The 24,937-nt window shown below is 67.0% G+C and carries 26 protein-coding genes; 9 read left to right on the forward strand and 17 right to left on the reverse strand.

Annotated features, from left to right (window positions below; all coding sequences use genetic code 11):
- Positions 1–4 precede the first annotated feature (4 nt).
- The gene (locus SRAA_RS11555) at positions 5–1,381 is read left to right on the forward strand and encodes a sensor histidine kinase (protein WP_082040056.1); all 1,377 of its coding nucleotides are present in this window, start codon (positions 5–7) and stop codon (positions 1,379–1,381) included.
- On the opposite strand, the gene SRAA_RS11560 is transcribed toward SRAA_RS11555, so the two are convergent.
- The 16 genes from SRAA_RS11560 to SRAA_RS11635 form a co-directional block, all read right to left on the reverse strand.
- Positions 1,353–1,646 (reverse strand): DciA family protein, encoded by a 294-nt coding sequence (locus SRAA_RS11560; protein WP_045532856.1) that lies wholly within the window; start codon positions 1,644–1,646, stop codon positions 1,353–1,355. The genes SRAA_RS11555 and SRAA_RS11560 overlap by 29 nt on opposite strands.
- Before the next feature lie 42 nt (positions 1,647–1,688).
- Entirely contained in the window at positions 1,689–2,495 is an 807-nt protein-coding gene (locus tag SRAA_RS11565) for a S1 family peptidase (protein ID WP_045532858.1), read from the reverse strand.
- 4 nt (positions 2,496–2,499) lie between these two features.
- A complete protein-coding gene (locus tag SRAA_RS11570) occupies positions 2,500–3,153 on the reverse strand; it encodes a BMC domain-containing protein (RefSeq protein WP_045532860.1) in 654 nt (217 codons plus the stop codon).
- Entirely contained in the window at positions 3,150–5,522 is a 2,373-nt protein-coding gene (locus tag SRAA_RS11575) for a nitric oxide reductase activation protein NorD (RefSeq protein ID WP_045532862.1), read from the reverse strand. Before SRAA_RS11575 ends, SRAA_RS11570 begins: the two co-directional genes overlap by 4 nt.
- Positions 5,523–5,540: 18 nt before the next feature.
- Positions 5,541–6,512: a CbbQ/NirQ/NorQ/GpvN family protein gene (locus SRAA_RS11580; RefSeq protein ID WP_231849288.1), complete on the reverse strand. Its 972-nt coding sequence runs from the start codon at positions 6,510–6,512 to the stop codon at positions 5,541–5,543.
- 26 nt (positions 6,513–6,538) lie between these two features.
- Positions 6,539–6,829 carry a hypothetical protein gene (locus tag SRAA_RS11585; protein ID WP_045532863.1) on the reverse strand — a complete coding sequence of 97 codons (291 nt, stop codon included), beginning with the start codon at positions 6,827–6,829 and terminating at the stop codon, positions 6,539–6,541.
- Complete coding sequence (locus tag SRAA_RS11590; RefSeq protein WP_045532865.1) at positions 6,826–7,461, reverse strand: nucleotide-binding protein; 636 nt, start codon at positions 7,459–7,461, stop codon at positions 6,826–6,828. The genes SRAA_RS11585 and SRAA_RS11590 overlap by 4 nt, the downstream gene beginning before the upstream one ends.
- Before the next feature lie 6 nt (positions 7,462–7,467).
- Entirely contained in the window at positions 7,468–7,776 is a 309-nt protein-coding gene (locus SRAA_RS11595) for a 4a-hydroxytetrahydrobiopterin dehydratase (protein WP_231849289.1), read from the reverse strand.
- A 55-nt stretch (positions 7,777–7,831) separates the two neighbouring features.
- Complete coding sequence (locus tag SRAA_RS11600; protein ID WP_029462001.1) at positions 7,832–8,170, reverse strand: alpha-carboxysome major shell protein CsoS1; 339 nt, start codon at positions 8,168–8,170, stop codon at positions 7,832–7,834.
- 29 nt (positions 8,171–8,199) lie between these two features.
- Complete coding sequence (locus tag SRAA_RS11605; protein ID WP_045476069.1) at positions 8,200–8,496, reverse strand: alpha-carboxysome major shell protein CsoS1; 297 nt, start codon at positions 8,494–8,496, stop codon at positions 8,200–8,202.
- A 127-nt stretch (positions 8,497–8,623) separates the two neighbouring features.
- The gene (locus tag SRAA_RS11610) at positions 8,624–8,875 is read right to left on the reverse strand and encodes a carboxysome peptide B (RefSeq protein ID WP_045532866.1); all 252 of its coding nucleotides are present in this window, start codon (positions 8,873–8,875) and stop codon (positions 8,624–8,626) included.
- Positions 8,875–9,135, reverse strand: coding sequence for an alpha-carboxysome shell vertex protein CsoS4 (locus SRAA_RS11615; protein ID WP_045532868.1), 261 nt, complete (start codon positions 9,133–9,135; stop codon positions 8,875–8,877). Before SRAA_RS11615 ends, SRAA_RS11610 begins: the two co-directional genes overlap by 1 nt.
- 19 nt (positions 9,136–9,154) lie before the next feature.
- Entirely contained in the window at positions 9,155–10,804 is a 1,650-nt protein-coding gene (locus tag SRAA_RS11620) for a carboxysome shell carbonic anhydrase (RefSeq protein ID WP_052467574.1), read from the reverse strand.
- A gap of 45 nt (positions 10,805–10,849) precedes the next feature.
- Entirely contained in the window at positions 10,850–12,697 is a 1,848-nt protein-coding gene (locus SRAA_RS11625) for an alpha-carboxysome scaffolding protein CsoS2 (RefSeq protein ID WP_082040116.1), read from the reverse strand.
- Positions 12,698–12,783: 86 nt separating this feature from the next.
- On the reverse strand, positions 12,784–13,110 hold the full coding sequence (locus SRAA_RS11630; protein ID WP_045532872.1) for a ribulose bisphosphate carboxylase small subunit: 327 nt from the start codon (positions 13,108–13,110) through the stop codon (positions 12,784–12,786).
- Positions 13,111–13,174: 64 nt separating this feature from the next.
- On the reverse strand, positions 13,175–14,596 hold the full coding sequence (locus SRAA_RS11635; RefSeq protein ID WP_045532873.1) for a form I ribulose bisphosphate carboxylase large subunit: 1,422 nt from the start codon (positions 14,594–14,596) through the stop codon (positions 13,175–13,177).
- Between the two features lie 146 nt (positions 14,597–14,742).
- On the opposite strand from SRAA_RS11635, the gene SRAA_RS11640 reads away from it, so the two are divergent.
- Together SRAA_RS11640 and pyk are read left to right on the forward strand one after the other, a co-directional pair.
- Positions 14,743–15,669, forward strand: a complete 927-nt coding sequence (locus SRAA_RS11640) for a LysR family transcriptional regulator (protein WP_045532875.1) — start codon at positions 14,743–14,745, stop codon at positions 15,667–15,669.
- A gap of 107 nt (positions 15,670–15,776) precedes the next feature.
- The gene (gene pyk / locus SRAA_RS11645) at positions 15,777–17,207 is read left to right on the forward strand and encodes a pyruvate kinase (RefSeq protein WP_045532877.1); all 1,431 of its coding nucleotides are present in this window, start codon (positions 15,777–15,779) and stop codon (positions 17,205–17,207) included.
- Here pyk and SRAA_RS11650 read toward each other — a convergent pair.
- Positions 17,185–18,135: a LysR family transcriptional regulator gene (locus SRAA_RS11650; protein ID WP_045532879.1), complete on the reverse strand. Its 951-nt coding sequence runs from the start codon at positions 18,133–18,135 to the stop codon at positions 17,185–17,187. The genes pyk and SRAA_RS11650 overlap by 23 nt on opposite strands.
- A gap of 100 nt (positions 18,136–18,235) precedes the next feature.
- On the opposite strand from SRAA_RS11650, the gene SRAA_RS11655 reads away from it, so the two are divergent.
- From SRAA_RS11655 to gap, 6 genes are all read left to right on the forward strand, one after another.
- On the forward strand, positions 18,236–18,985 hold the full coding sequence (locus tag SRAA_RS11655; protein ID WP_045532881.1) for an HAD family hydrolase: 750 nt from the start codon (positions 18,236–18,238) through the stop codon (positions 18,983–18,985).
- A gap of 72 nt (positions 18,986–19,057) precedes the next feature.
- Positions 19,058–20,152, forward strand: a complete 1,095-nt coding sequence (locus SRAA_RS11660) for a class 1 fructose-bisphosphatase (protein ID WP_045532882.1) — start codon at positions 19,058–19,060, stop codon at positions 20,150–20,152.
- Between the two features lie 50 nt (positions 20,153–20,202).
- Entirely contained in the window at positions 20,203–21,087 is an 885-nt protein-coding gene (locus tag SRAA_RS11665) for a phosphoribulokinase (RefSeq protein WP_045532883.1), read from the forward strand.
- Positions 21,088–21,114: 27 nt separating this feature from the next.
- Positions 21,115–23,145 carry a transketolase gene (tkt, locus tag SRAA_RS11670; RefSeq protein ID WP_045532884.1) on the forward strand — a complete coding sequence of 677 codons (2,031 nt, stop codon included), beginning with the start codon at positions 21,115–21,117 and terminating at the stop codon, positions 23,143–23,145.
- A gap of 52 nt (positions 23,146–23,197) precedes the next feature.
- Positions 23,198–23,896: a phosphoglycolate phosphatase gene (locus SRAA_RS11675; RefSeq protein WP_045532886.1), complete on the forward strand. Its 699-nt coding sequence runs from the start codon at positions 23,198–23,200 to the stop codon at positions 23,894–23,896.
- Between the two features lie 25 nt (positions 23,897–23,921).
- Positions 23,922–24,929 carry a type I glyceraldehyde-3-phosphate dehydrogenase gene (gap, locus tag SRAA_RS11680; RefSeq protein ID WP_045532888.1) on the forward strand — a complete coding sequence of 336 codons (1,008 nt, stop codon included), beginning with the start codon at positions 23,922–23,924 and terminating at the stop codon, positions 24,927–24,929.
- Positions 24,930–24,937 lie beyond the last annotated feature (8 nt).

Consider the following 24,937-nt stretch of genomic DNA (forward strand, 5'->3'; position numbering starts at 1 on the left):
GCTCATGGCATCGCGCCAATCCCTGCCCGCCCGCCCGCTGCCCGACCCCTGCAGCAGCCTCGATCGCATCGAGCCGCTGGAGGGCATCGACGAAACGGCGTGGCTGGACGTGATCCAGAAAATGGAGCAGGTCTATACCCAGTTGATCGACGACGAGGTCAAGCTGGAGCAGAAAAACGCCGAACTGGAGCTGCAGCAGCAGTTCATCGCCAGCGTCATGTCCTCGATGTCGGATGTGCTGCTGGTGTGCGACCGCAATGGGCGCATCGAGCAAGTCAACCGCGCCTTGTGCGAGCTGGTGGGGCGCAGCGAAGCCGAGTTGATCGGCCAGCCGGTGGCGCTGTGGCTGGCCGATGCGGCCAGCCAGGAGCGGGCGCAATGGGCGATGCAAGATAGCGCCGGACAGGGGCTGGTGATCGAACTCAACCTGCTCGATCGGCACGGGCAGCCGCTGTCGGTCGATGCCAGTTGCACCCCGCGCCTGGGTGGTGCGCGGCGCCGCCTGGGCACGGTCTGGGTGGGGCGCCCGACGGGCGAACTCAAGCGCGCCTACCACGAGCTGCAAGCGGCGCATGCGGCGCTCAAGAGCGCGCAGCAGCAGCTGCTGCACTCCGAAAAAATGGCTTCGCTGGGGCAATTGGTGGCCGGGGTGGCGCACGAACTCAACAACCCGATCAGCTTCGTGCTGGGCAACACCCACGCCTTGCAAAAATACTGCAAGCGCCTGCAAAGCTACCTGGACGCGCTGCACCAGCGCCAGTCCGAGGCCGAACTGGCCGACTTGCGCCAGCGCTTGCGCATCGACCACCTGTTGAGCGACCTGCCCGAGTTGATGGCGGGCACGCTCGAGGGCGCGCAGCGCACCGCCGACATCGTGCAGGGGCTGAAACGCTTTTCGGCCATGGACCGCCAGCAGCGCGTGCGCCTCGATCTGGCCGAGGTACTCGAGCGCGCGCTGCTGTGGGTGCAAAAAGGACAGGCGCAGGCGCCGCGCATAGACTGGGTGCGCCCGCCCCAGCCCTTGCCGGTGCTGGGCAGCGACGGGCCCTTGCAGCAGGTGCTAACGAACCTGCTGCAAAACGCCTGCGACGCCGTGGCGGATCAGATCGGCGCGCGGCGTTGGGTGCGCATCGAGGCCGATGCGGACGCCTTGGCGGTGCGGGTGCGGGTGTGCGACGGCGGGGCCGGCATCGCGCCCGAGCACTTATCGCGCATTTTTGACCCGTTTTTCACCACCAAGCCGGTCGGGCAGGGGACCGGGCTGGGGCTGTCGATCAGTTATGGCATCGTCGAAGAACACGGTGGCCACTTGAGCGCGCGCAACAGCGCCGACGCCGGGGCCGAGTTCGAGCTCAGCCTGCCGCGTGCTGACGCACCTTGATGCGCAGCGAAGCCACCGGCTGCCCACTGCTTTGCAAGGCCTGGAGCAAGGTGGGGGCGAGCTGGCGCAGCTTGCTGCTTGCGGCCGGGTTGTTGACCAGCACACACCAGACGCCGTCGTCGAGCGGGCCGGCGGCCACCTGATCGCGCAGCGTCGGCGGCAACAAGGGCAGCGTCAGTTGCAGCAACTGCTGCGACTGCGCCACGCGCTGCGTGATGGCCGACAACACAGTGGAGGCGCGCACGGCCTGTTCGAGCGGGATCATGGCGCAAGTATCGCCGGTTTTGGCTGCCCGCCCCGCAGTCGATCAATCGAGCCAGCGCCGCAGGTAGGCATCGATCAGCGCGCGCACCGCGCTGGCCTTGATCACCAGCCCGAGGTCGATCATCTCGCTGCCCAGCACCGTGCCGCCTTGGCTGGCGGGCACCGGCAGCGGCACCAGGCGGCTGGCCTCCTCGCGGAAAAACACCGCCGCCACCACGCCCACGAACCAAGGCGCTTCCTGGCTCAGGTTGCCGCGGCGCACGAACACCGGCGAGCCGCTGGAGCCGGGATAGACCGCGGCGTCGATCAGGAACTCGGGCCGGCCCTCGAAGTCGAGCTCGGCGGCGGTGGCGGTGCTGCCCCGGCGCAGGATCGGCAGCGCGTTGAACTGGTCCCAGACCCCGCTCGGGTAGCCGACGAACAGCACCTCTTCGAGCGCATCGAAGGCGGTGCATTCAGCAGCACTTGGGATGTGGCGGGTGTCTATGGCCTGCACGTAGAGCTGCGCCCCGCGCGCCTCGGCCGCTTCCAGCAGCGGGCGCAGCGGCACCAGCGCCAGATCGACCGATTCGTCGGGGTGCAGAAACCAAGCTTGCGGGAACTGCTCGATGTCGATCTGGAAGCGCTGCCCGATCGCCGGCTGGCCGTCCTGCGCCAGCGTAAACACCAGCGCGCCGCGCTGCACCCCCTCGACCAGGTGCCGGTTGGTGACGACAAAGCGCGCCCGCCCCTTGGGGTGCGGGTGCTCGATCACGAAAGCGGTGCCCGAACCCAAGCTGCCATCGGCCAGCACGGTATCGACGCGCACGGTGTGAAACAAGAGCCGCTTGGCGGCGGTATCGACTTGCATGGCTTTAGGCCTCCCCGGTGGCGGCGCAGCGTTGGTTGAGGGCCTCGACCGCGCGCTCGGCCGCCTCCAGCGCCTGCTGCGCCTCGGCTTCGCTGCCCATCATGGTCAGGCGGCCAAAGGAGCCAAAGGGGCGCACGTCGATGAGCGTGATGTTGGCGGCTTTTTCGGCCTGGTTGGCGGCATAGACCACGTAGCCTGCCGGTTCGACCTCAAAAATGAACATGCTCTTGCCCGGCAGCAGCATCGAGCCTTTGCGGAACTGGCGGTTGATCAGGGTGGCGTGGTCGGGCGTGACGGCGCGTATCACCTCGCTCCAGGCGATGCGGCACGGCAGCCGATCGGCCTCGCGCGTGTCCAGCCGGTTCAAGATGAGCTGGCCGGCCTGCGCCACCTCGCTCTGGTTGCGGTAGTGGATTTCCATGGAGCCAAAGGCGCGCTCCACCACCTGCTCGCCCATGTGCACGTTGCTGCCCTTGAGCGCGATGTCGGACAAGCGGTGCACCGCCATGCCGGGCGCCACTTCGACCCACAGGCAGGCGTCGCCCGGCACCGGCAAAAAACCTTGCGAAGAAGTGGCCAGGTAGGAGGCCAGTTGCGGCTGCAAGGAGTCGATCATGACGTAGGTGCGCAGCGACACCGCAGGGGCGACGCGGCTCATCGGGTCAGGCCCAGGTAGAGCTGCGGCAGGCGCTCGGGCAGGTGCTCGATGCGGTCGATCACGGCGTAGTGGCGGGCACCAAAGATGCGCTCGACGTAGGTGTCGGCGCGCGGGTCGAGCGAGAGCCCAAAGGTCTGGATGCCTTCGCGCTGCAGCTCTTCGACGGCGCGGCGCGCGTCGTGGCGCAGGTACTGGGGGTCGCGCACGTCGCGGTCGGCCGGCTCGCCGTCGGTGATCACCAGCAGCAGGCGTTTTTTCTGCGGCCGCTGGCTCAACTGCGCGCCGGCGTGGCGCAGCGCCGCGCCCATGCGGGTCGAGAAGCGCGCCTGCAGGCCCCCCAGACGCGCGCGCACCCCGGCGTCGAAGGGCTGGTCGAAGTCTTTGCAGCGCAGGTAGTGCACGTCGTGGCGGCCGTCGGAGCAAAACCCGTGCAGGGCAAAGGGGTCGCCGATGCGCGTCAGCGTCTCGGCCAAAATGGCGCTGGCGGCGCGCATGAGTTCGAGCACGGTCTGCTCCTGGCCGTGCACCTTTTCGTTGGCCGATTCCGACAGATCGAGCAGCACCAGCAGCGCCAGATCGCGCTGGTGTACCTGGCGCCGCATCATGATGCGCGGGTCGGGCTGCTGGCCCAGGCGCAGATCGATCAGGGCCTGGATGGCGGGGTCGAGGTCGATCTCGTCGCCGTCTTGCAGGCGCCGGATGCGCTGCAGGCCCTGCGGCGACATGGCCTCGATCAGGTACTTGAGCCGCCCCAGCAAGGGCCGGTGCTGCTCCAGCACGGCATCGACCGGAGCCGGGTCGGAGCCACTCACGGGCCGCTCCTGCAAGGTGACCCAGGCCGGGCGGCTGAGCTGGATGGTGTAGTCCCACTCGGGGTAGTGCACCGGGTCGGGCAGCGCGGTTTGCCCGATCAGGGAGTTGATGCTCACGCCTTCTTGGTCGAGCATGAATTCGGTCGGCAGGGTCCAGATTTCCTGCGCGTCGTCGCCCGCGTATTCGTTGTTGACTTCGTTGACCATCTCCATCACGCTGACTTTGCGCCGCACCTGCTGGCGCGCGTCCCAAGCCGCCTGCAAGGCCTGCGTTTCATCGTAGCGCGCGGCTTGCCAGAGGTAGCGGTTGTCGTCGCGGTAGGGCGCGCGTTGGCCGTCGAGGCGGGCGGTAAAGGGGGCCCAGCCGGCCATGGCCATCCATTCGGCCAAGCTGGCAGCCAGCGCAATGCCGCTGGCGCGGCTGTGTTGCGCATCGTGCAGATCGGGCCATTGCGCCAGCAGCGCCACGCCCTGCTGCACCCAGGGGTGGAGGTCGGCGGCCACCGTGGGCGCGCCGGGTTCGGCTTGCAGCCAGGCGCGCGCCAGCCGGTTGATCAGGTCGCCGGCGCTCTGGGGGGGCTCGGGCGTGCTCGGGTGCAGGCTCAGCCAGAGCTGGCGCAGCCGGGGAAAGCGCTGCATCGCCAGCGCCTCGATGCGTGCGTCTTCTACCGCTTCGATCAGGGCGCGCTCGAGCGCAGTCAGCCCCTGCTCATCGAAGGCGGCCCCGCCCAGCACCAGGTGTGCGGCGCAGTGCGCGGCACCGGCCCGGTACAGTTCCATGGCGCTTGCAGCCGGGTCGGTGCCGCTGGCGGGCAGGTCGTCGTAGGCGTCGGCGAGGTGGATCACCATCTGGTCGATGAAGGGGCGCTGGCCGATGCGCTGCTCGTAGTCGCCGGCGGTGGGGCGCAGCACGAAGTCACGGCCCCAGAGCGCGCGCAGGTAGCGGTTCAGGCGCCGCTGCACATCCACCAGCAGCGTGCCTTTGCGCTCTTGTTGCAGCAGCGCCAGCGCATCCGGGCTGTCGAGCCCGAAATAGCGCACCTGCGCTTCGATGTCGCCGCGGTGCGCCTTGGCCCCCCACTGCACCCAGCGCCGCAAGCCGCCCAGCGTGAGCTGCGCCAGCAGGCGTTCGATCTGGCCCAACAGCGGCCGCAAGCCGTGCGGGGCCTGCGCCAGCAGCAGTTCGAGCACGTTCAGGTATAGTCGAAACAGCGTGGCGTCGCCCAAGCGCTGCGCCACCGTGGCGGCGCTGGCGGCGATCAGCGCCAGCACCTGGCCGGAGGTCTTGGAGGCCATGGCCAGCAGGAAGTTGACCACCCCCGGCACTTCGTCTTCGCCCACGGCGCGTGCCAGTTGCGGCATCTGCTGCAAGAAATTGAGCACCAGTTCTTCGCCACGGCCCAACTGGTGCAGCGCCAGCGCGCCTTTGAGGTAGTTGTCGAGGCCGCGCGGCGACATGGCGCGCGCCGCTTCCTGCCAGGCCCCTTGCAGCACCTCGTGCGCGGCGCTGGGCAGCTCGGCCAGCAGCTCGTGGTGTTGGTGCAGGTGGACGGTCATGGCGGGGCGCAGCAGGGGTCAGAAATAGGTGCTCACGGCGGCGTCGAGCACGTCGCGCATGTCGGCGTCGTCGGTGAGCGGGCGCACCAAGGCCATGCGGCACGCGGTCAACGGCGCCACCGAGCGCGCGATCAGGCTGCCGGCGTGGATCAGCATGCGCGTGGACATGCCCTCGACCAGGCCGTGGCCTTTGAGGTTGCGGGCGCGCGCGCCGATGTGCACCAGCTTGGCTGCGGTGTCGCGATCGACGCCGGATTCGTGCGCCACGATCTCGACCTCGACCTCGTGCTCGGGGTAGTCGAAGTCGAGCGCGGCAAAGCGCTGTTTGGTGGACTGCTTCAAGTCTTTGAGCAGCGACTGGTAGCCCGGGTTGTAGGAGATCACGAGCTGGAAATCCGGGTGCGCGTGCAGCACCTCACCCTTTTTTTCCAGCATCAGCATGCGCCGGGCGTCGCTCAAGGGGTGGATGACGACGGTGGTGTCCTGGCGCGCTTCCACCACTTCGTCGAGGTAGCAAATGGCGCCCAGCCGCGCCGCCAGCGCCAGCGGGCCGTCGTGCCAGCGCGTGCCCTGGGCGTCGAGCAGGAAGCGCCCGACGAGGTCGGAGGCGGTCAGGTCTTCGTGGCAGGCCACGGTGACGAGCGGCTTGCCCAAGCGCCACGCCATGTGTTCGATGAAGCGGGTTTTGCCGCAGCCGGTGGGGCCTTTGATCATCACCGGCATGCGCACCGCGTAGGCGGCCTCGAACAGCTCGAGCTCGTCGGACACTTGGCGGTAGTAGGGTTCGCGTGCGATGCGGTAGTCGGCCAAGGCGTCGCCGGCCGGGGCTGGTGCGCTGGGGGAAGAACCGGGTGGGGCGCTGTGCAGCGTGGGGCGCAGCCCGGCCGCAGGGCGCTCGCCGTTTGGGGGCATGGCATAGGGTGCCGGATGATGGCCCATGCCGGCCAAATCGAGGTGGCGGGCGGGGTAGTGGCGCGCGGGGGTGCTCATGGGGTGTTGCTCCTGGGTGACGCGGTTCAGTCGGGCCAGACCCGGCGCGGAAACAGTTCGCGCGCGCTGGGGCTTGGTTCGCTGGCTGGGCGGGGGGGCGGGGTGGGTGCCGCAAGCTCCACCGGCTCCACGGCCGGGGCCGGGGCCGGGGCCGGTTGGGTGCGGGCAGCCCGAGATGGGGCCGCCGCACGGCGCGCAGGGCTGGCCTTGGGTGCGACCGATGCTTCAGGGGCGGAATCGGCAGGCTGGAGCTCGGTGGCGGTTTCAGCCCGGCTGCGCCGCACGCTGGCGCTGAGTTGTTCTTTTAGGCTGCTCATTTCAGTATCTCCTCGATCAAGGCTTCCAATTCCGCTGTGGCGGCGGCACCGCGGCGGCCCAGCATCTGCACCGCTTGCCCGCCCAAGGCCGCGCTGCGGTAGATGGCGCGGCGCCGCACCACGGTAGTCAACACCGGCAGGCCAAACTCGCGCAGCGCCTGGTGCATGGCGGCGGTCAGGGCGCTGTCGGGCTCGGCCTGGTTGATCACGAAAGCCGCGCGCAAACCCGGGTTGCCGCTGCTGGCCTGCTGCAGCAAGCGCACCAGGTGCCAACTGGCCCACAGATCGACCGGGGACGGCAACACCGGCACCAGCACCCAATCCAGACGCGCCAGCAGCGCCAGCACCTGGGGCGAATCAATCGCCGGCGGGCAGTCCCAGACCACGAAAGCCGTTGGCTCGGCGGCGTCGGCCGCAGGTGGCAGCGGATGGGCCGCCTGCACCCGCATCGGCAAGGGCTCCCCGCCTTGGGCCGCCCACTGCAGCGCCGAACCTTGGGCGTCCAGATCGACCAACAAGGTCGAATCCCGCTGCGCCAAGGCGGCCGCCAAGTTGAAGGCCAGCGTGGTCTTGCCAGTGCCACCCTTGTGGTTGAGCAAGGCGAGCTGGAACGGAGCAGGGCGGTCGGGCATACCCGCTCAGGCCGTTGCCAGCCGACCCAGTTCGGCCGCCAAGCGGCATTCGCTCTCGCTCAAGTTTGGCCCGCTGGCGCTGATGGTCACGTTCACGTAGGTGGTGCCGAAGTTGATGTTCTGCGGCTGCACCCCGAGCGCGTCCGACTGCTCGGCCAGCCGGTCCAGAAACTGGCGCGTTTGGCCATAGCTGCCAAACTGGAAGCGCCGAAACAAGCTGGGCGGGCGCTCGCTCCACTGCCAGCCCGGGGCGGCGCTCAAGGCCGCGTCTCTGGCGGATTCCTTGCTGGATTCCAAGGCGGTGGGTTCCATCATCTGCGTCTCCTCAGACGGGTGGCTGCAGGGGCGAGCGCGCTAGACTCAGCACGCCTCAACTGCGGGTGGAGGTGATTTCCAGATCGCGGCCGCCGCTGTCGGCTTGCGGGCGCAGGGGCAAAATCCCCTCCACCTCGCTGTGTACGCGGGCGATGATGTGCGCCGCCACCAGACCGTCGCCCACGCGCTCGCAGGCATCGGCCCCGGCGCGCACGGCGGCGTTGACGGCGCCGGTTTCACCGCGCACCAGCACCGTGACGTAGCCGCCACCGACGAACTGGCGCCCGATCAGGCGCACTTCAGCGGCTTTGGTCATGGCGTCGGCGGCTTCGATGGCCGGCACCAGACCGCGTGTTTCGATCATCCCGAGGGCGATCCCTGTTGCTTGGCTCATCGCGTACCCCTTTGCAAAAAAATTTCAAATCAGGCCGATGGGGTCGTGGGCAGGATGCCCTCGACTTCGCTGTGCACGCGCGCGATGATGTGCGCCGCCACCAGTCCGTCACCGACGCGCTCGCAGGCATCGGCCCCGGCGCGCACCGCCGCGTTGACGGCGCCGGTTTCACCGCGCACCAGCACCGTGACGTAGCCTCCGCCCACGAACTGGCGCCCGATCAGGCGCACTTCGGCGGCTTTGGTCATGGCGTCGGCGGCCTCGATGGCCGGCACCAGACCGCGTGTTTCGATCATTCCCAGGGCAATACCCGTTGCTGCAGACATTTCACTTCTCCTTCAGTTAGAAACAAAAACCGGGCCGTTCGCGCTTGAACCCAACCCACCCATGCCACACCGGGCTGGCACCATGCCGGCCCTACTTGCATCTTTAAGGCATCCTTGGCCGCCACCTTCATGGTGCCGGCTCCCAGTGATCGACGATGCCGCAGATCGCCAGATCGGTCATCGTCAGCGGGTCCGGCATCGCCAGCCGCGCCGCCGTGCCGGTGGCGACCAGCACCCACTTGCCCACTGGCGCCCCGACCGGGTCGCTGGCCACCGAAACCACCCCCTGCTCGCTTTGCAGCACGCGCAGCGACACCGCGCCGAGCCCGGGTACGCGCCGGGTGCAGACCAGATCGTCGATCACTTGCAGCACTTCCATCAGGCACTGCCTTCCGCCGTCCAGCGGTCGATGATGCCGACGATGGTCAAGTCGGACGGGAAATCCCGGCTGCCGGCGGCTTCGCGCGCGGCCGATGAACCCACACAAATCACCCAGTCGCCCGGTATGCAACCCACCGCATCCACGGCCACACTGCGGATGCCGCCGGCGCGCTCTTGCACCACCAACAAGGGCCGGTGGCCAAAGGCCTCGATCCGGTTGGTCGAAACCAAGGTTTTTTCTACGCGCATGATCTTCATGGTGCCGGTCCTTGCCTGTTCAGTGCGCTGCCGCGCTCACGGCGTGCTCGGCCCATTCCAGCACCGAACCGGCCTGGCGCTCGCTCACCGCCACCCGGCAGTGCAGCAGGCCGCGCTCGGCCAGATCGGAAAAGCGCGCACGGATGGCTTGCGCCACGCGCAGACCGCGCTGCACGGCGCGCTCGCGTGCCCCAGGCACGCGTGCGTTGTAAGTGAAATGCACCAGCACCGGCAGCGCCAGACCGCGCTGCACATTCAGGCCCTGGAAGATGCGCGCGCCCACGTCGAGGTCGGCCGCCCCTTCTTCCACCGTATCGAGGTGGGCAAAGTAAAACTGGTTGCGCAGGTGCAGCAGCGGCACCGCCTCGCCGGCGCAGACGAAGGCCTCGTCGTGGCCGATCACGGCGTAGCGCCCGGCGTGGTGCCGATTCACGTACTCGATCTGCGAAAAATTGGCGATCAGCCACGCTTGCACCAGCGCCAGCAGGCCGGCCTCATTGCCCTTGGCTGCCAGGCCGCCGAGTTCGGTGACGTGGCGTTGCAGCGCCTGCTGCACGGCCTGCTGCGCCGCCGCTGCGGGCATACCGAAGCTGCTGCGATACAGCGTGGCGCTGTCGAGGAAGCGCGTGCGGTGGATTTGTCCGCTGGCGTCGGGCAGGTGGATGCGGATGGCGTCGCAGTCGGTATCGACGCCGATCAGCAGCACCTGCGGCGCGGCACCCAGCCCAAAGGTGTTGTCCACTGCCATTTGCAATGCGACAAGGCGCTCGATGGCGGCTTGCACCGCTTGCTCGTCTAGGCTGCCGTGGGCGGCGCAGCCCTGCTCGCACGGGGCCGACGAGCTGTAGTGGTAGACCGCCACTTTCAGGTAGTCGAGCTGCGCCCCGCCTTCGATGGCCCCGGTGAGGCGCTCGAGTTCGCGCTGCGTCCAGTCGGCCACGTCGTGCTCGACGTCGAACAGCGCCCCGGCGTAGGCTTTGACCCACACATGGGGGGCGGGCGTGGTGCGCAGAATGAAGGGCAGCAGCGCCTGCAGGCGGCCGTCGGCGCAAGGGCTGAAGTCCAGCGTGTGGTAGCCCCAGTCGCGCCACTGCTGCGGCCCGATCGGCATGCGCGCGCGCCAGCAGCTTTGGTCGAAACCGGCCTGCTGCACCGATTGCGCCACGGTCTGGAACAGGCAGTGCGCGTGCAAGGCCGCCATATCGACCCCGGCCACCCAGGCGTTGGCGAGCCAGTCGGTGGGCAGTTCGAAGCCCAGCTTTTGCAGCGCCAGCGTCTGCGCCTGCGCCGCAAAGTCGCGCTCGTGCTGGCAGCTCGAGAGGGTGCGCAGCACATCGAGCACGGCGGCAAAGCGGCCGCGCACGCGCTGCTCGTAGGTGTGCAGGCAGTCGTTGAGGTCGGCATCGACCAGGGCGTGGCCGGGCTGAGGCGTGGAGTGCGTGCGGGCCGCGGGTGCTGCCTGCACCGCCCTTGTGGCCGGGGCAGCCCGAGCTGGGGACTTGGCCGTGGCCTTCTGGGCTGCAGCGGCACGGTAACGGGCCGCGCGCTGCAACGCCAAGGCTGGGCTGCGCGGGGCCACAGCGGCCTCAACGACGCGCGCATCAGGCGCAGCGGCCAGCCCAGCGCGCACTGGCGTGGCTTGGGCTTGTCGGCGTTTGAGCGTGTTCATGGTCGAGCGCTTGCGGTGGCTGCGTAGGCTGGCGTGGGGCTGCGCTTAGCCGCGCGCACCGCCAGAAATGGTGACCATGGCGCCACGCCCGGTGTTGCCCGACGACCCGGTGACCGGGCTGGGTGGCACCTCGGCGCGTGCCTGCTCGCGCACGCTGCGCGCATCCATGCCCATGCCCATGGCACGCGGCTGCCCGCGCTGGGTCGGGTTGCGCGATTGCGCCGAAACCCCGTCGGTGCCGCTGATGTGGCGGCTGCTGCTCCAGGAGTCGCCGGTTAGGCGCGAGCCTTGCTGGCGCCCCTCACCCGAGAGGCGCTCGCTGGCTGGCGGCTGCACAGCGGGCGGGCTGGCCGGGGTCGCTGGTCTGGCCGAGCTGCGCCGCGAATCGAGGCTCTGGCCGCCGTGGCGGAATTCGGGTGTGCCGGTGATCACCCCTTGGGCCTTGAAACCCGGCCCGGTAATGCGCTCGCTGTTGCCATAAGCCACCCCGGTGACTTGGTTGCGCGGCGCTGCCGACTGGGGCGTCGTGGCGCGTCCGGCCGGTTGGCCGCGCTGCGGGCGAGCGATGCTAAAGCCCTTGGGCGCGGCGGGCGGTGTTTCCACGGCCAGTTCGGGGTGGCGCGTCAACCAAGCGCTGTCGATGGTGCAGGCGGCGTACTGATTGTCCGGCCCGATGAAGGGAGTTCCAGTGATCGGCTCACACGCGCCGCGCTCGTCGCCGGTAACGCCGCCGCCGCCGATGCCGGGGCGGTCGCCGGTGAGCGACTGGGTGCGCCAACTGGCGCTCTGGCGTTGCACCTGCACCGGCTCTGGCAGCGCGTGCCTGGCTTCAGATGCGGGCATTCTGCTGGGTGCGGCTTGCAACGCACGGGCGTATTGCGTGCCTGTGATCGGGCGCTGCATGCCGGCTTCGTTGCCTGTCACCTTGCTGCCGCCGTTGACCACGACCCCGGTCACGGTTTGCTGGCCCCGGCTCGACATCACGCTCACCTTGTGCGGCCCTTGCAGCGGCTGTTCTTGGCACAGGCGGGTGGTCAGGTCCGACAGGTATTGGGTGCCGGTGATGCCCAGGCACACCCCGGTTTGGTTGCCGGTCACGCGCGGCTGCGGGTCCACTTCGGTGCCGCTGATGCTTTGCTGCTGGCCGGTGGTTTGCGACAGCCCAACCTTGGGTGGGCGCGGCTGCGGCTTGGACTCGCACCAAGCCTGGTACTGCTCCATGCCGATGTATTCGGTTCCGGTGACGTTGCGGCAGGTGCCCGGCTCTTGGCCGGTGACCTTGCTGCTGCGCTCGACCTGAATGCCGCTCACTTCTTGCCCAGACAGCGTGTGCCCGACCTCGGTGCGCTCGGCCACAGGGCGGCTGCGGCTGCGCGCCACGCTGCGGTTGCCGCTGCTGTGCTGGGCTTCGGTGCGCCCAGCGAGCGACTGCACGATGCGTTTTTGCATCGCCAACTGGCGCCCCGTCACGCCCTGCACCAAGGCGGTTTGCCAATCGGCGCGATCCGGCATGGTGGCGGCGATGCGGCTGGCGTTGGCGACTTTTTGGATGCCCACCTTGCCTTCTTGGGCCAAGGTCTGGCGCCGGGCCCGGGCCAAGGTGCGGCCGTTGGGCAAAGCGCAGGCGGCCTTGGTCTGGCTGGCTGGCGCAGACACCGCAGCGGCCACGTCGCACTGACACGCCGCATCGGCGGCACCCGAGCAACCGCACTGCGCCTCATCGCGCCGTGCCGCTGCTTGCACCGCCTGCGCCGCAGCTTGGCTGGCACGCACGGCCGCTGCGACGCGGTTGGCTGCCCCGACCTTGCCCTCGGTGGCCATGGCGAGTCGGCGCATGCGCGCCAGCTCGCGCCCGGAAAGGGTTAGGTTTGCGTGGTTCAGTGCGGGTTCCATGGCGGTCTCCTCGGTCGTCGGGTGGCGCACCCGGTGGGTGCGCGCGGGCTAAGCTGGGGGCAGGGCAGTTCGTGGTGGCTGAAAACTCAGCGATAGACCACGAAGCACTGGCCTTGGCTTTGCGAGTAGTTGTCGTAGGCCACGAAGCGCACCATGTGCTCGGGGAACTCGCGGTGGCAGGCTTCGATTTCGGCCAGCACGGCGTCGATGTTTTGCTCGCCAAACAGCGGCAGCTTCCACATGTACCAAAAGCTGGTTTTGGCGGTGGTGCCGCGTTCGGTGTGCTCGACCGCCGGGTTCCAGCCCTGCGAAATGGCGTAGCCGATCTGGCGGCGCACCTGCTCGGGCTTCATGGGTGGCAGGTAGGAAAAGGTCTCGTACTTGAGCGACTGCTCGTAAGCTTGCACGGCCATGATGGGGCTCCTTGGAATGCAAAAAAGAGGGTTCAGGTGAAGGATGGGGCTCTAAGGCAGCGGCTTACTTGTGCGCCACGTCGAGCTTGTCAACCGTGTCGAACTCGAACTTGATCTCTTTCCAAGTTTCCATCGCGATCTTGAGCTCTGGGCTGTGCGCGGCTGCTGCGGTGAGGATTTCCTTGCCCTCTTTTTCCAGTGGGCGCCCTTCGTTGCGCGCTTGCACACAGGCCTCCAGCGCAACCCGGTTGGCGTGCGCGCCGGCCGCGTTGCCCCATGGGTGGCCGAGCGTGCCGCCGCCGAACTGCAGCACCGAGTCGTCGCCAAAAATGTTCACCAGCGCTGGCATGTGCCAAACGTGGATGCCGCCCGAAGCCACGGCGAACACGCCCGGCATCGAACCCCAGTCTTGGTCGAAGAAGATGCCGCGCGAGCGGTTTTCTGGCACGTAGGATTCGCGCAGCAGGTCGATCCAGCCCAGGGTGGACTCGCGGTCGCCTTCGAGCTTGCCCACCACGGTGCCGGTGTGCAGGTGGTCGCCGCCCGAGAGGCGCAGGATTTTGGTGAGCACGCGAAAGTGGATGCCGTGGTGCGGGTTGCGGTCGATCACGGCGTGCATGGCGCGGTGGATGTGCAGCAGCATGCCGTTGTCGCGGCACCAGTTGGCCAAGCCCGTGTTGGCGCAGAAACCGGCCGTGATGTAGTCGTGCATGATGATCGGCGCACCGATCTCTTTGGCGTACTCGGCGCGCTTGTACATTTCCTCGGGCGTCGGTGCCGTGACGTTGAGGTAGTGGCCCTTGCGCTCGCCGGTCTCGGCCTCGGCTTTGAGCGTGGCTTCTTGCACAAAGTCAAAGCGCTGGCGCCAGCGCATGAACGGTTGGCTGTTGACGTTTTCGTCGTCCTTGGTGAAATCGAGCCCGCCGCGCAGGCACTCATAGACGGCGCGGCCGTAGTTCTTGGCGCTCAAGCCGAGTTTGGGCTTGATGGTGCAACCCAGCATCGGGCGCCCGTACTTGTTCAAGATGTCGCGCTCGACCTGAATGCCGTGCGGTGGCCCGCCGCAGGTTTTCACGTAGGCGATCGGGAAGCGCACGTCTTCGAGCCGCAGCGCACGCACCGCTTTGAAGCCAAACACGTTGCCCACCAGCGAGGTGAAGACGTTGACCACCGAACCCTCTTCGAACAGGTCGATCGGGTAGGCGATGAAGGCGTAGTAGCAGGTGTCGTCGCCGGGCACGTCTTCGATGCGGTAGGCGCGGCCCTTGTAGTAGTCCATGTCGGTGAGCAAGTCGGTCCAGACCGTGGTCCAGGTGCCGGTAGAAGATTCGGCCGCCACCGCTGCCGCCGCCTCCTCACGGTCCACCCCGGCTTGTGGGGTGATCTTGAACACCGCCAACAGGTCGGTGTCGAGCGGGATGTAATCCGGCATCCAGTAGGTTTGGCGGTATTCTTTGACACCGGCGCTGTAAGACTTGACGGCCATGCTTGCTCCTGATTGGTAACGGGTTGAACCGGGGCACCGGCATCCGGGCAAACCCCAGATGCGTGGCGATGGGGTGAATTCTTTGGCAAAAACCTATTTGACGCAAGTAAAATGTTTAGACTGTAATCTTTTACCAAAGTAAACCTATGAACCTGCGTCACCTCACCTTGCACCAGTTGCGCATTTTTTTGGCCGTGGCGCGCCACGCCAGCTTCACCCGCGCCGCCGAGGCGCTGCACCTGTCACCGCCGACGCTGTCGCTGCAAGTCAAGCAACTGGCCGAAACCATCGGGCAGCCTTTGTTCGAGCAATTGGGCAAAAAGATTTACCTCACGGCCACCGGCCAAACGCTGGCCGAGGCCTGCCAAGACCTCGAAACCCGCATGGAGCGGCTGACGCAGGACTTGGCCGCGCTGCAAGGGGTCGAGCGCGGCAGCCTCAAGCTGGCAATCCTGACCACGGTGCAATACACCGTGCCCAAGCTGCTGGGCCGCTTTTGCAGCGCGCACCCCGGCATCGAAGTGAGCATGCAGGTGGGCAACCGCGAGATGCTGCTGCACAGGTTGGCGCACAACCTAGACGACCTCACCATCATGGGCCAGCCGCCTGAGCAACTGGCGCTGGTGAGCGAGGTCTTTGCCGAGAACCCGCTGGTGCTGCTGGCCCCGCCGGGGCACCCGCTGGTGGGCCAGCGCGCCATCGATCCGCAGCGCTTGCAAGACCAGCCGTTCGTGCTGCGCGAGCCTGGCTCCGGCACCCGCTTGACGAGCGAAAAGTTTTTTGCCCAGCAAGGCATACGCATCAAAAACCGGCTCGAAGTGGGCAGCAACGAGGCCATCAAGCAGACTGTGGCCGGCGGGCTCGGGCTGGCGGTGCTGTCGGCGCACGCCGTGGCGGCCGAACTGGCACTGGGCGAACTGGTGCAGCTCGACGTGCAGGGCTTTCCCCTGATGCGGCATTGGCACCTGGTTTACCCCTTGGGCAAGCGTCTCTCGCCAGCGGCGCTGGCCTTCAAAGCCTGGTTGGGGCAGGCGGCATCAGCGATGGCTGAAGCGCCGCTGCAAAAGATCTGAAGCGCTGCGTGCGCAACCAGGGTGCCCGTGCCGCGATTTGTCTTGGCCCGGTCGGGGCGATCTGAAATAATGTTGCAACCCTCCCCCACACCGTTGCAAGGCACTCCATGAACCCACGCGCCACCAAGATCGTCGCCACCCTCGGGCCGGCTTCCAACACGCCCGAGATTTTGTACGCCATGATCGAGGCCGGCGTGAACGTGGTGCGGCTCAATTTCTCGCACGGCACGGCCGACGAGCACCGCCAGCGCGCCGCCATGGTGCGTGCCGCCGCGCAGCGCGCCGGGCGCGAAGTGGCGATCATGGCCGACCTGCAGGGGCCCAAAATCCGCGTCGGCAAGTTTGCCCAAGGACGCGTGCTGCTGCAAGCGGGCCAAGCGTTCGTGCTCGACGCCGCGCGCACCCAGCCGGGCGACGAAGCAGCCGTGGGGCTGGACTACAAAAACCTGCCCGACGAGGTGCAAGCGGGCGACGTGCTGCTGCTCAACGACGGCCTGATCGTGCTGCAGGTGCTGCGCCTCGAAGGCGCGGCGGTGCACACCCAGGTGGTGCAAGGCGGCGAGTTGTCCAACCACAAGGGCATCAACAAGCGCGGTGGCGGCCTCACCGCCCCGGCCCTGACCGCCAAAGATATGGAAGACCTCAAGGTGGCGATCGCGCTGGAGGTGGACTTTGTGGCAGTGAGCTTTCCCAAAGACGCCGCCGACATGGAGCTGGCGCGCCAACTGTGCCTGCTGGCCAACCCCTACGGCGCGCAGCCGGCCCTGATCGCCAAGATCGAGCGCGCCGAGGCCATTCCGGTGCTGGAGAGCATCGTGCTGGCCAGCGACGGCATCATGGTGGCGCGCGGCGATCTGGCGGTCGAGGTGGGCAACGCGGCCGTGCCGGCGCTGCAAAAGCGCATGATCCGGCTGGCGCACACGCACGACCGCTTCGTCATCACCGCCACCCAGATGATGGAGAGCATGATCCACGCCCCCATGCCCACGCGCGCCGAAGTGAGCGACGTGGCCAACGCGGTGCTCGACGGCAGCGATGCCGTGATGCTCAGCGCCGAAACCGCCGCCGGCAAGTTCCCGCTCGAAACCGTGCGCGAAATGGCGCTGATCTGCGAGGCCGCCGAACGCGCCGACCAGCACGACCTGGAGTCCGACTTCAGCGGCAAAGCCTTCACCCGCATCGACCAATCCATCGCCATGGGTGCGCTCTTTACCGCCTCGCACCTGGGCGCCAAAGCCATCGTGGCCCTGACCGAATCGGGCTCGACCGCACTGTGGATGAGCCGCCACAAGGTGCGCATTCCCATCTACGCCCTGACGCCGCGCCTGCGTGCGCAGCGGCGCATGGCGGTCTATCGCAACGTGCACCCGCTGCTGGTGGACTCCAGCACCGACCGCGACACCGCGCTGGCCCAGGCCGAGCAACACCTCATCGGGCGCGGCATCGTGCAGTCCGGCGATGTCTATGCCATCACCTGCGGCGAGCCCATGGGCACCCCGGGCGGCACCAACATGCTCAGGATTTCGCGGGTGGAGTAGCAAAGGGCATCAATTGCCCGAAGCGCTCAGCCAAAAAGCCTTCGCCGCGCTCCAGGATGAAGTAGCGAAAAGCCTCCGCCGCCGGTGAGAGCACTTTGGAGAGGGTGTGGACCAGGTTCCATGCCCGCACCACCGGGGTGCCCTCCACGTCGAGCCGCGCAATCAGGCCGTGTTGCAGTTCCAGCCCAATCGTGTGCAGCGACAAAAAACTCAGGCCCATGCCGGCCATCACGGCCTGCTTGATGGCCTCGTTGCTCGACATCTCCATCACCACCCGGGGCTGCAAGCGGGTGTTTTGCAAAAACTTCTCCATCGCGGCCCGGGTGCCGGAGCCGCGCTCGCGCACGATGAAGCCATAGGGCTCCAGCGCCGACGGCGTGGGATGGCCAATGTTGAGCAAGGGGTGATCGGTCGCGGCCACGAACACCAGCGGGTTGGCGGCAAAGGGTTCGGTGCGCGTGGCCAGCTCCTTGGGCGGCATGCCCATGACGGCGATATCGACCTCACCGCCTTGCAGCATGCGCAGCAACTGGTCGTGGTTGCCCAGCACCAGGCGCGTTTCCACACCCGCGTATTCCTGTCGAAACTGGCCGATCAGGTGCGGCAAAAAATACTGCGCCGTGCCCACCATGCCGATCGTCAGCTGCCCGACCTCGACGCGCTTGAGGCGCGCCGCGGCATCTTGGGCGTCTTTCAGCGTCGCCAAAATTTTGCGCGCATAGACCAACATGTACTCGCCCGCGGTGGTCAACGACACCTTGCGCCCGCTGCGTTCAAACAAGGGCAGCCCCACATTGTCTTCCAACTCTTTGATCTGCATGGTGACTGCGGGCGGTGTGAGGTGCAGCGACTCGGCCGCGCGGGCAAAACTCAGGTGGCGCGCGACCTCAGTGAAAACCCTAAGCTGGCGAAAGGTGGTGTTCTTCAATAAGTTTCTCCTGAAGTGATTGTGAATTAATCGTAAATTTACCTTACTCAGCTTAGAAACTATATTGCGGTTTCCACTTATATTTTTGGCCGCCGCACCCATGCTCACTGCCCTGATCTTCGACGTCGACGGCACTCTGGCCGACACCGAGAGCGTGCACCTGGAGGCGTTCAACCACGCCTTCGCACAAGAGGGGCTGGATTGGCACTGGGACGTGCCGCTCTACACCCGGCTGCTCGAAATCTCGGGTGGCAAGGAGCGCCTGCTGCACCACTGGCGCATGGTGCAACCGAATCTGAAAGAGGTCGATGGCGGCGCCGTGCGCGACACCGTGGCCCGGCTGCACGAGATCAAGACCGCCTACTACGAGCAGGTGGTGGGTGCCGGTGCCCTGTCTTTGCGGCCCGGGGTGCTGGCGCTGATGCAGGCGGCCTACGACGAGGGGGTGCAGTTGGCGATTGCCACCACCACGTCCCCGGTCAACATCGCCGCTTTGCTGCGCAGCGCCATCGGGCCGGATTGGCGCAGCTTTTTTCTGGCCATCGGCGACGCCAGCAACGCCCCGATCAAAAAACCGCATCCGCAGGTGTACCTGAAGGTGCTGGCCGACATGCGCCTCGACCCGGCGCACTGCGTGGCCTTCGAAGACTCGGCCAATGGCCTGCAGGCCGCCACCGCCGCCGGTTTGGCCACCGTGATCACCCCCACCAGCTACACCGCGCAGCACGACTTTGGCGCCGCGCTGCGCGTGCTGCCCGACCTGAGCCACCTCAACTTGGCGCAGTTGCGCCAGTGGCTGAGCGAACAGCAGGCCGCGCGCACCAGGCCGCGTGGCGCAGCCGGGCGCTAAGACTGCCGCCTAGCTGGCCACACGCTGCTTTTCGCAGCAATCATTAACCAAAACAACCACCGAGACAAGCCCATGCTCCAAACCAACCGCTCCACGCTGACCCAATTCCTGATTGAAGAGCGGCGCCGCTTCCCCGGGGCCACCGGCGACTTCAACGCCCTCATCCTCGATGTGACGTTGGCCTGCAAGGCCATCGCCAGTGCCGTGGCCTACGGCGAGCTCGGGGGTGCCATGGGCAACCACGCGCCCGAGGCCGGCGGCTCGGTGAATGTGCAGGGCGAAACGCAGAAAAAACTCGACGTGCTCAGCAACGAGGTTTTCATGCAGCGCACCGAGTGGTCGGGCCACTTGGCCGGCATGGCATCGGAAGAGATGGACTTGCCGCACCAGATTCCGGCGCAGTACCCGCGCGGCCACTATCTGCTGGTGTTCGACCCACTGGATGGCTCCAGCAACATCGACGTCAACGTCTCGGTGGGCAGCATCTTCTCGGTGCTGCGCGCCCCGCAAGCGGTGATCGACAGCGGTCGCGATGTGGTCGAGGCCGACTTCCTGCAGCCCGGCGCCACCCAAATGGCCGCTGGCTACGCGCTCTACGGCCCCACCACCATGCTGATCCTCACCGTGGGCCGTGGCGTCAACGGCTTTACGCTGGACCCGAATCTGGGCGAATTCATGCTCACCCACCCCGACATGAAAATCCCGCCCGACACGCAAGAATTTGCCATCAACGCCTCCAACGCGCGCTTCTGGGAAGCGCCGGTCAAGCGCTACGTGGACGAGTGCCTAGCCGGCAAGACCGGCCCACGCGGCAAAGACTTCAACATGCGCTGGATCGCCTCCATGGTGGCCGAGGCGCATCGCATCCTGATGCGCGGCGGCGTATTTCTGTATCCGCGCGACACCAAAGACCCGCTTAAACCGGGCCGCCTGCGCCTGCTCTACGAAGCCAACCCGGTCGGCATGATCATGGAGCAGGCCGGGGGCCGCGCCAGCACCGGCCGCGAGCCGATGATGGGCGTGGTGCCCACCTCGCTGCACCAGCGCATCGGGCTGGTGTTTGGCAGCAAAAACGAAGTCGAGCGCATCGAGCGCTACCACCGCGAGCCGGCGCAAGCCAAGGAAGGCGAGCCGCTGTTTGCCACGCGCTCGCTGTTTCGTGACTAAGCAGACGCAGCACCCGGCCCCAGCGTACAAAATTTAGGAGACCCACCACCATGTCCGAACGCCACCCCATCATCGCCATCACCGGCTCCTCCGGTGCCGGCACCTCCACCGTTACGCGCACCTTTCAGAACATCTTTCGCCGTGAGGGCGTGAGCGCCGCCGTGATCGAAGGCGACAGCTTTCACCGCTTCGAGCGCAAAGCCATGAAGCAGCGCATGGCCGAAGAAGAGGCCACAGGCAACCGCCACTTCAGCCACTTCGGGGCCGAGGGCAACCGTTTCGAGGAACTCGAAGCCCTGTTTCGCGACTACGCCGCCAGCGGCACCGGCAAAAGCCGCAAATACCTGCACAACGAGCTCGAAGCCGCCCCCTACGGGCAAGAGCCCGGCACCTTCACGCCCTGGGAGGATTTGCCCCTTGGCACCGACCTGCTGTTCTACGAAGGCCTGCATGGGGCGGTGAAAACCGAAAGCGTCGATGTGGCGCGCTACCCGGATCTGCTGATCGGCGTGGTGCCCACCATCAACTTGGAGTGGATACAAAAACTCATCCGCGACAAAACCCAGCGCGGCTACAGCCAAGACGCGGTGGTGGACACCATCTTGCGCCGCATGCCCGACTACGTGAACTACATCGTGCCGCAGTTTGGCCTCACGCACGTCAACTTCCAGCGCGTGCCGGTGGTGGACACCTCCAACCCCTTCATCACGCGCGACATCCCCACCGCCGACGAAAGCGTGTGCGTGGTGCGTTTTGCCCAGCCCAAGGGCATCGATTTCCAGTACTTGCTGAGTATGATCAGCGGGTCGTGGATGAGCCGCGCCAACACCATCGTGGTGCCTGGGGGCAAGATGGAATTGACCATGCAGCTCATCTTCACCCCCTTCATCTGGCGCATGATGGAGCGCAAAAAGCGTGCGCTCGGCTTGGCCTGAACCCGCCCCCGATCTGGAACACCTCGCATGAAAAACCCTAGCCCCGAACTGGCCCGCCGCATGGCCAACGCGATCCGCATGTTGTCGGTCGATGCCGTGGAAAAAGCCAAGAGCGGCCACCCCGGCGCGCCGATGGGCATGGCCGAAATCGCCGAAGTGCTCTGGAACCGGCACCTCAAGCACAACCCGCTCAACCCGCACTGGCCCGACCGAGACCGCTTCGTGCTCTCCAACGGCCACGGCTCGATGCTGGTCTACTCCCTGCTGCACCTCACCGGCTACGACCTGCCGCTGCGCGAGCTGCAAAACTTTCGCCAGTTGCACAGCAAAACCGCTGGGCACCCCGAAGTCGGCATCACCCCCGGCATCGAGACCACCACCGGTCCGCTCGGGCAGGGGCTGGCCAACGCGGTCGGCATGGCGCTGGCCGAAAAACTGCTGGCGACCGAGTTCAACCGCCCCGGCCACGCCGTGGTGGACCACCACACCTACGTCTTTCTGGGCGACGGCTGCCTGATGGAGGGCATCAGCCACGAAGTCTGCTCGCTCGCCGGCACCCTGCGCCTGCCCAAGCTGATCGCCTTTTACGACGACAACGGCATCTCCATCGACGGCCACGTCGAGGGCTGGTTCACCGACGACACGCCCAAGCGCTTCGAGGCTTATGGCTGGAACGTGATCGCCCGCGTGAATGGGCACGACCCGGCGGCGGTGCAGGCGGCGCTGCTGCAGGCCAAACAGCAGGTCACGGCCGCCGACGGCAAGCCAACCCTGATCTGCTGCCAGACCGTGATCGGCCAGGGTTCACCCAACAAGGCCGGCACGCACGACGTGCACGGCGCCGCGCTTGGGGCCGCCGAAGTCGCGGCCACGCGCGCCGCGCTGGGCTGGGAGCACCCGCCGTTCGAGATTCCGGCCGACCTCACCAGCGCCTGGGACGCACGCGCCAGCGGGGCCGTGGCCGAGGGCGACTGGCACCGGCGCTGGCTGGCCTACCGCAGCGAGTACCCGCAACTGGCGGCCGAGTTCGAGCGCCGCATGGCGGGCCAGTTGCCCGCCGATTTCGCCGCCAAGCTGACGCCGCTGCTCGAAGCCATCGCCGCCAAGCCCGAGGCTATAGCCACCCGCAAAGCCAGCCAGAACGCGCTCGACGCGCTGGCCCCGCTGTTGCCCGAGTTCTTTGGCGGCAGCGCCGACCTCACCGGCTCCAATCTGACCAACTTCAAGGGCTGCGTCAAAGCCGGCCGCGACACCTGGGGCAACCACCTGAGCTACGGCGTGCGCGAGTTCGGCATGGCCGCGATCATGAACGGCATCGCCCTGCACGGCGGCTACCTGCCCTACGGCGGCACCTTCCTCACCTTCAGCGACTACTCGCGCAATGCCATCCGCATGGCGGCGCTGATGAAGCAGCGCGTGATCCACGTATTCACCCACGACAGCATCGGCCTAGGCGAAGACGGCCCCACGCACCAGTCGATCGAGCACGTTCCCTCTCTGCGCCTGATTCCGGGTCTGGACGTTTGGCGCCCGGCCGACGGGCTGGAAACCGCCGTGGCCTGGGCCAGCGCCATCGAGCGCCGCGACGGCCCGGCCGCGCTGTGCCTGTCGCGCCAGAACCTGCCCCGTGTCAGCAGCCTGGCGCAAGCCGAGGCCATCCGCCAAGGCGGCTACGTGCTGGCTGAAGTGGCCGACCCCCAAGCGCTGATCGTCGCCACCGGGTCTGAGGTCGAAATCGCGCTGCAGGCGCAGGCCGCACTGGCGGCCGAGGGCGTGCGCGTGCGCGTGGTCTCCATGCCTTGCACCAACGTGTTTGACCGCCAGCCGCAGGCCTACCAAGACAAGGTGCTGCCGCCCAACCTGCCTGCTGTGGCAATCGAGGCCGCCCAACCGGATTTTTGGCACAAATACGTGGGGCGCAGCGGCACCGTGCTGGGCATGGCAACCTATGGCGAATCGGCCCCGGCCAAAGACCTGTACCGCCATTTTGGCCTCACCGCCGAGCGCGCCGCCGAGGCCGTGCGCGCTTTGTTGAGCCGCGCCCCGGCCAGCCATTGAGTCCCTTGCGGCCCTCGACCCCACCCCATCCATTCAGACCAGCCCCCGCCCCGTGAACCCTGCCCACCCCTACGACCTGATTCTGTTCGACCTCGACGGCACCCTGATCGAGACCGCGCCCGAGATCGCCGACGCCGTCAACGACACCTTGCGCGAGCTCGGGCACGCGCCCGCCAGCGAGCAGCAGATCACCGACTGGATCGGGCACGGCACGCGCGAGCTGCTGTTGCAGGCGCTGGCGCAAGCCAAGCAGAGCGCAGTGGAAGCGGAGCGCCAGAGCAGCGGCTTTGCCGCCATCGAGGCCCGCTTTGGCCAGCACTACCTGCAGCGCTGCGGCAGCCGCAGCCAGCTCTACCCGCAGGTGCGCCAGACGCTGGATGCGCTGCGCGCCGCTGGGGTGCGGCTGGTGCTGATGACCAACAAAGAAACCCGCTACACCGAGGCCGTGCTGCAGGCGCACCAGTTGCACGCGGCTTTCGACCGCGTGGTCTGCGGCGACACGCTGGCGGTGAAAAAGCCCAACCCGGCCGGCATCCAAAGCTGCCTAGAGCAGTTTGGCGTGGCGCCCGAGCGCGCCCTGTTCGTGGGCGATTCCTCCATCGACGTGGCCACCGCGCGCAACGCCGGCCTCGCGGTCTGGGTGCTGCCCTACGGCTACAACATGGGCCAGCCGATCGAGGCCAGCGCGCCCGATCGGGTGATCGACCACATCGGGGCCTTGCTGGCACCCGCCCCAGCCTTACAATTTTAAGTTTTAACCCCGGAGACTTTCCATCATGAGCATCAAGGTCGGCATCAACGGTTTCGGGCGCATTGGGCGCATGGTGTTTCGCGCCGCCATCGCCGAGTTCAAAGACATACAAATCGTCGCCATCAACGACTTGCTCGAGCCCGAGTACCTGGCCTACATGCTGCAATACGACAGCGTGCACGGCCGTTTCAAGGGTGAGGTGGCGGTCGAGGGCAAGGACCTGATCGTCAACGGCCAGCGCATCCGCCTGACGGCCGAAAAAGACCCGTCCAACCTGAAATGGGGCGAAGTCGGGGCCGATGTGGTGATCGAATCCACCGGCATCTTCCTGACCAAAGAAGGCGCGCAAAAACACCTCGACGCCGGGGCCAAAAAAGTCATCATGTCGGCGCCCTCCAAAGACGACACGCCGATGTTCGTCTATGGCGTCAACCACGCTTCCTACGCCGGCCAGGCCATCATCAGCAACGCCAGCTGCACCACCAACTGCCTGGCCCCGGTGGCCAAGGTGTTGAACGACAAATGGGGCATCAAGCGCGGCCTCATGACCACCGTCCACGCCGCCACCGCGACCCAGAAAACCGTGGATTCCCCCTCCAACAAAGACTGGCGCGGCGGCCGTGGCATCCTCGAAAACATCATCCCCAGCAGCACCGGCGCCGCCAAGGCGGTGGGCGTGGTGATCCCGGCCATCAAGGGCAAGCTCACCGGCATGGCGTTTCGGGTGCCGACCTCCGACGTGTCGGTGGTGGACCTCACGGTCGAACTCGAGCGGCCCGCCAGCTACGCCGAGATCTGCGCCGAAATGAAGGCCCAAAGCCAGGGCGCGCTCAAGGGTGTGCTCGGCTACACCGAAGACAAGGTGGTGGCGAGCGACTTCCGCGGCGAGCGCTGCACCAGCGTGTTCGACGCCGATGCCGGCATCGCTCTAGACAGCACCTTCGTCAAGGTCGTGGCTTGGTACGACAACGAGTGGGGCTACTCCTGCAAGTGCCTGGACATGGCGCGCGTGGTCGCCACGGCTGCGAAATAAGAAGGGCG

The organism is Serpentinimonas raichei, from assembly GCF_000828895.1.
GTDB lineage: Bacteria > Pseudomonadota > Gammaproteobacteria > Burkholderiales > Burkholderiaceae_C > Serpentinimonas > Serpentinimonas raichei.

What these genes read in the sequence shown, in the direction of transcription:
- gap (WP_045532888.1), top strand. Translation starts at nt 23,922, where the DNA reads ATGAGCATCAAGGTCGGCATCAACGGTTTCGGGCGCATTGGGCGCATG.
- SRAA_RS11655 (WP_045532881.1), top strand. Translation starts at nt 18,236, where the DNA reads ATGCTCACTGCCCTGATCTTCGACGTCGACGGCACTCTGGCCGACACC.
- SRAA_RS11560 (WP_045532856.1), bottom strand. Translation starts at nt 1,646, where the DNA reads ATGATCCCGCTCGAACAGGCCGTGCGCGCCTCCACTGTGTTGTCGGCC.
- SRAA_RS11635 (WP_045532873.1), bottom strand. Translation starts at nt 14,596, where the DNA reads ATGGCCGTCAAGTCTTACAGCGCCGGTGTCAAAGAATACCGCCAAACC.
- SRAA_RS11625 (WP_082040116.1), bottom strand. Translation starts at nt 12,697, where the DNA reads ATGGAACCCGCACTGAACCACGCAAACCTAACCCTTTCCGGGCGCGAG.
- SRAA_RS11620 (WP_052467574.1), bottom strand. Translation starts at nt 10,804, where the DNA reads ATGAACACGCTCAAACGCCGACAAGCCCAAGCCACGCCAGTGCGCGCT.
- SRAA_RS11665 (WP_045532883.1), top strand. Translation starts at nt 20,203, where the DNA reads ATGTCCGAACGCCACCCCATCATCGCCATCACCGGCTCCTCCGGTGCC.
- SRAA_RS11615 (WP_045532868.1), bottom strand. Translation starts at nt 9,135, where the DNA reads ATGAAGATCATGCGCGTAGAAAAAACCTTGGTTTCGACCAACCGGATC.
- SRAA_RS11630 (WP_045532872.1), bottom strand. Translation starts at nt 13,110, where the DNA reads ATGGCCGTGCAAGCTTACGAGCAGTCGCTCAAGTACGAGACCTTTTCC.
- SRAA_RS11605 (WP_045476069.1), bottom strand. Translation starts at nt 8,496, where the DNA reads ATGTCTGCAGCAACGGGTATTGCCCTGGGAATGATCGAAACACGCGGT.
- SRAA_RS11590 (WP_045532865.1), bottom strand. Translation starts at nt 7,461, where the DNA reads ATGCCCGACCGCCCTGCTCCGTTCCAGCTCGCCTTGCTCAACCACAAG.
- SRAA_RS11570 (WP_045532860.1), bottom strand. Translation starts at nt 3,153, where the DNA reads ATGAGCCGCGTCGCCCCTGCGGTGTCGCTGCGCACCTACGTCATGATC.
- SRAA_RS11610 (WP_045532866.1), bottom strand. Translation starts at nt 8,875, where the DNA reads ATGGAAGTGCTGCAAGTGATCGACGATCTGGTCTGCACCCGGCGCGTA.
- SRAA_RS11565 (WP_045532858.1), bottom strand. Translation starts at nt 2,495, where the DNA reads ATGCAAGTCGATACCGCCGCCAAGCGGCTCTTGTTTCACACCGTGCGC.
- SRAA_RS11585 (WP_045532863.1), bottom strand. Translation starts at nt 6,829, where the DNA reads ATGAGCAGCCTAAAAGAACAACTCAGCGCCAGCGTGCGGCGCAGCCGG.
- SRAA_RS11575 (WP_045532862.1), bottom strand. Translation starts at nt 5,522, where the DNA reads ATGACCGTCCACCTGCACCAACACCACGAGCTGCTGGCCGAGCTGCCC.
- tkt (WP_045532884.1), top strand. Translation starts at nt 21,115, where the DNA reads ATGAAAAACCCTAGCCCCGAACTGGCCCGCCGCATGGCCAACGCGATC.
- pyk (WP_045532877.1), top strand. Translation starts at nt 15,777, where the DNA reads ATGAACCCACGCGCCACCAAGATCGTCGCCACCCTCGGGCCGGCTTCC.
- SRAA_RS11660 (WP_045532882.1), top strand. Translation starts at nt 19,058, where the DNA reads ATGCTCCAAACCAACCGCTCCACGCTGACCCAATTCCTGATTGAAGAG.
- SRAA_RS11595 (WP_231849289.1), bottom strand. Translation starts at nt 7,776, where the DNA reads ATGATGGAACCCACCGCCTTGGAATCCAGCAAGGAATCCGCCAGAGAC.
- SRAA_RS11640 (WP_045532875.1), top strand. Translation starts at nt 14,743, where the DNA reads ATGAACCTGCGTCACCTCACCTTGCACCAGTTGCGCATTTTTTTGGCC.
- SRAA_RS11580 (WP_231849288.1), bottom strand. Translation starts at nt 6,512, where the DNA reads ATGAGCACCCCCGCGCGCCACTACCCCGCCCGCCACCTCGATTTGGCC.
- SRAA_RS11600 (WP_029462001.1), bottom strand. Translation starts at nt 8,170, where the DNA reads ATGAGCCAAGCAACAGGGATCGCCCTCGGGATGATCGAAACACGCGGT.
- SRAA_RS11555 (WP_082040056.1), top strand. Translation starts at nt 5, where the DNA reads ATGGCATCGCGCCAATCCCTGCCCGCCCGCCCGCTGCCCGACCCCTGC.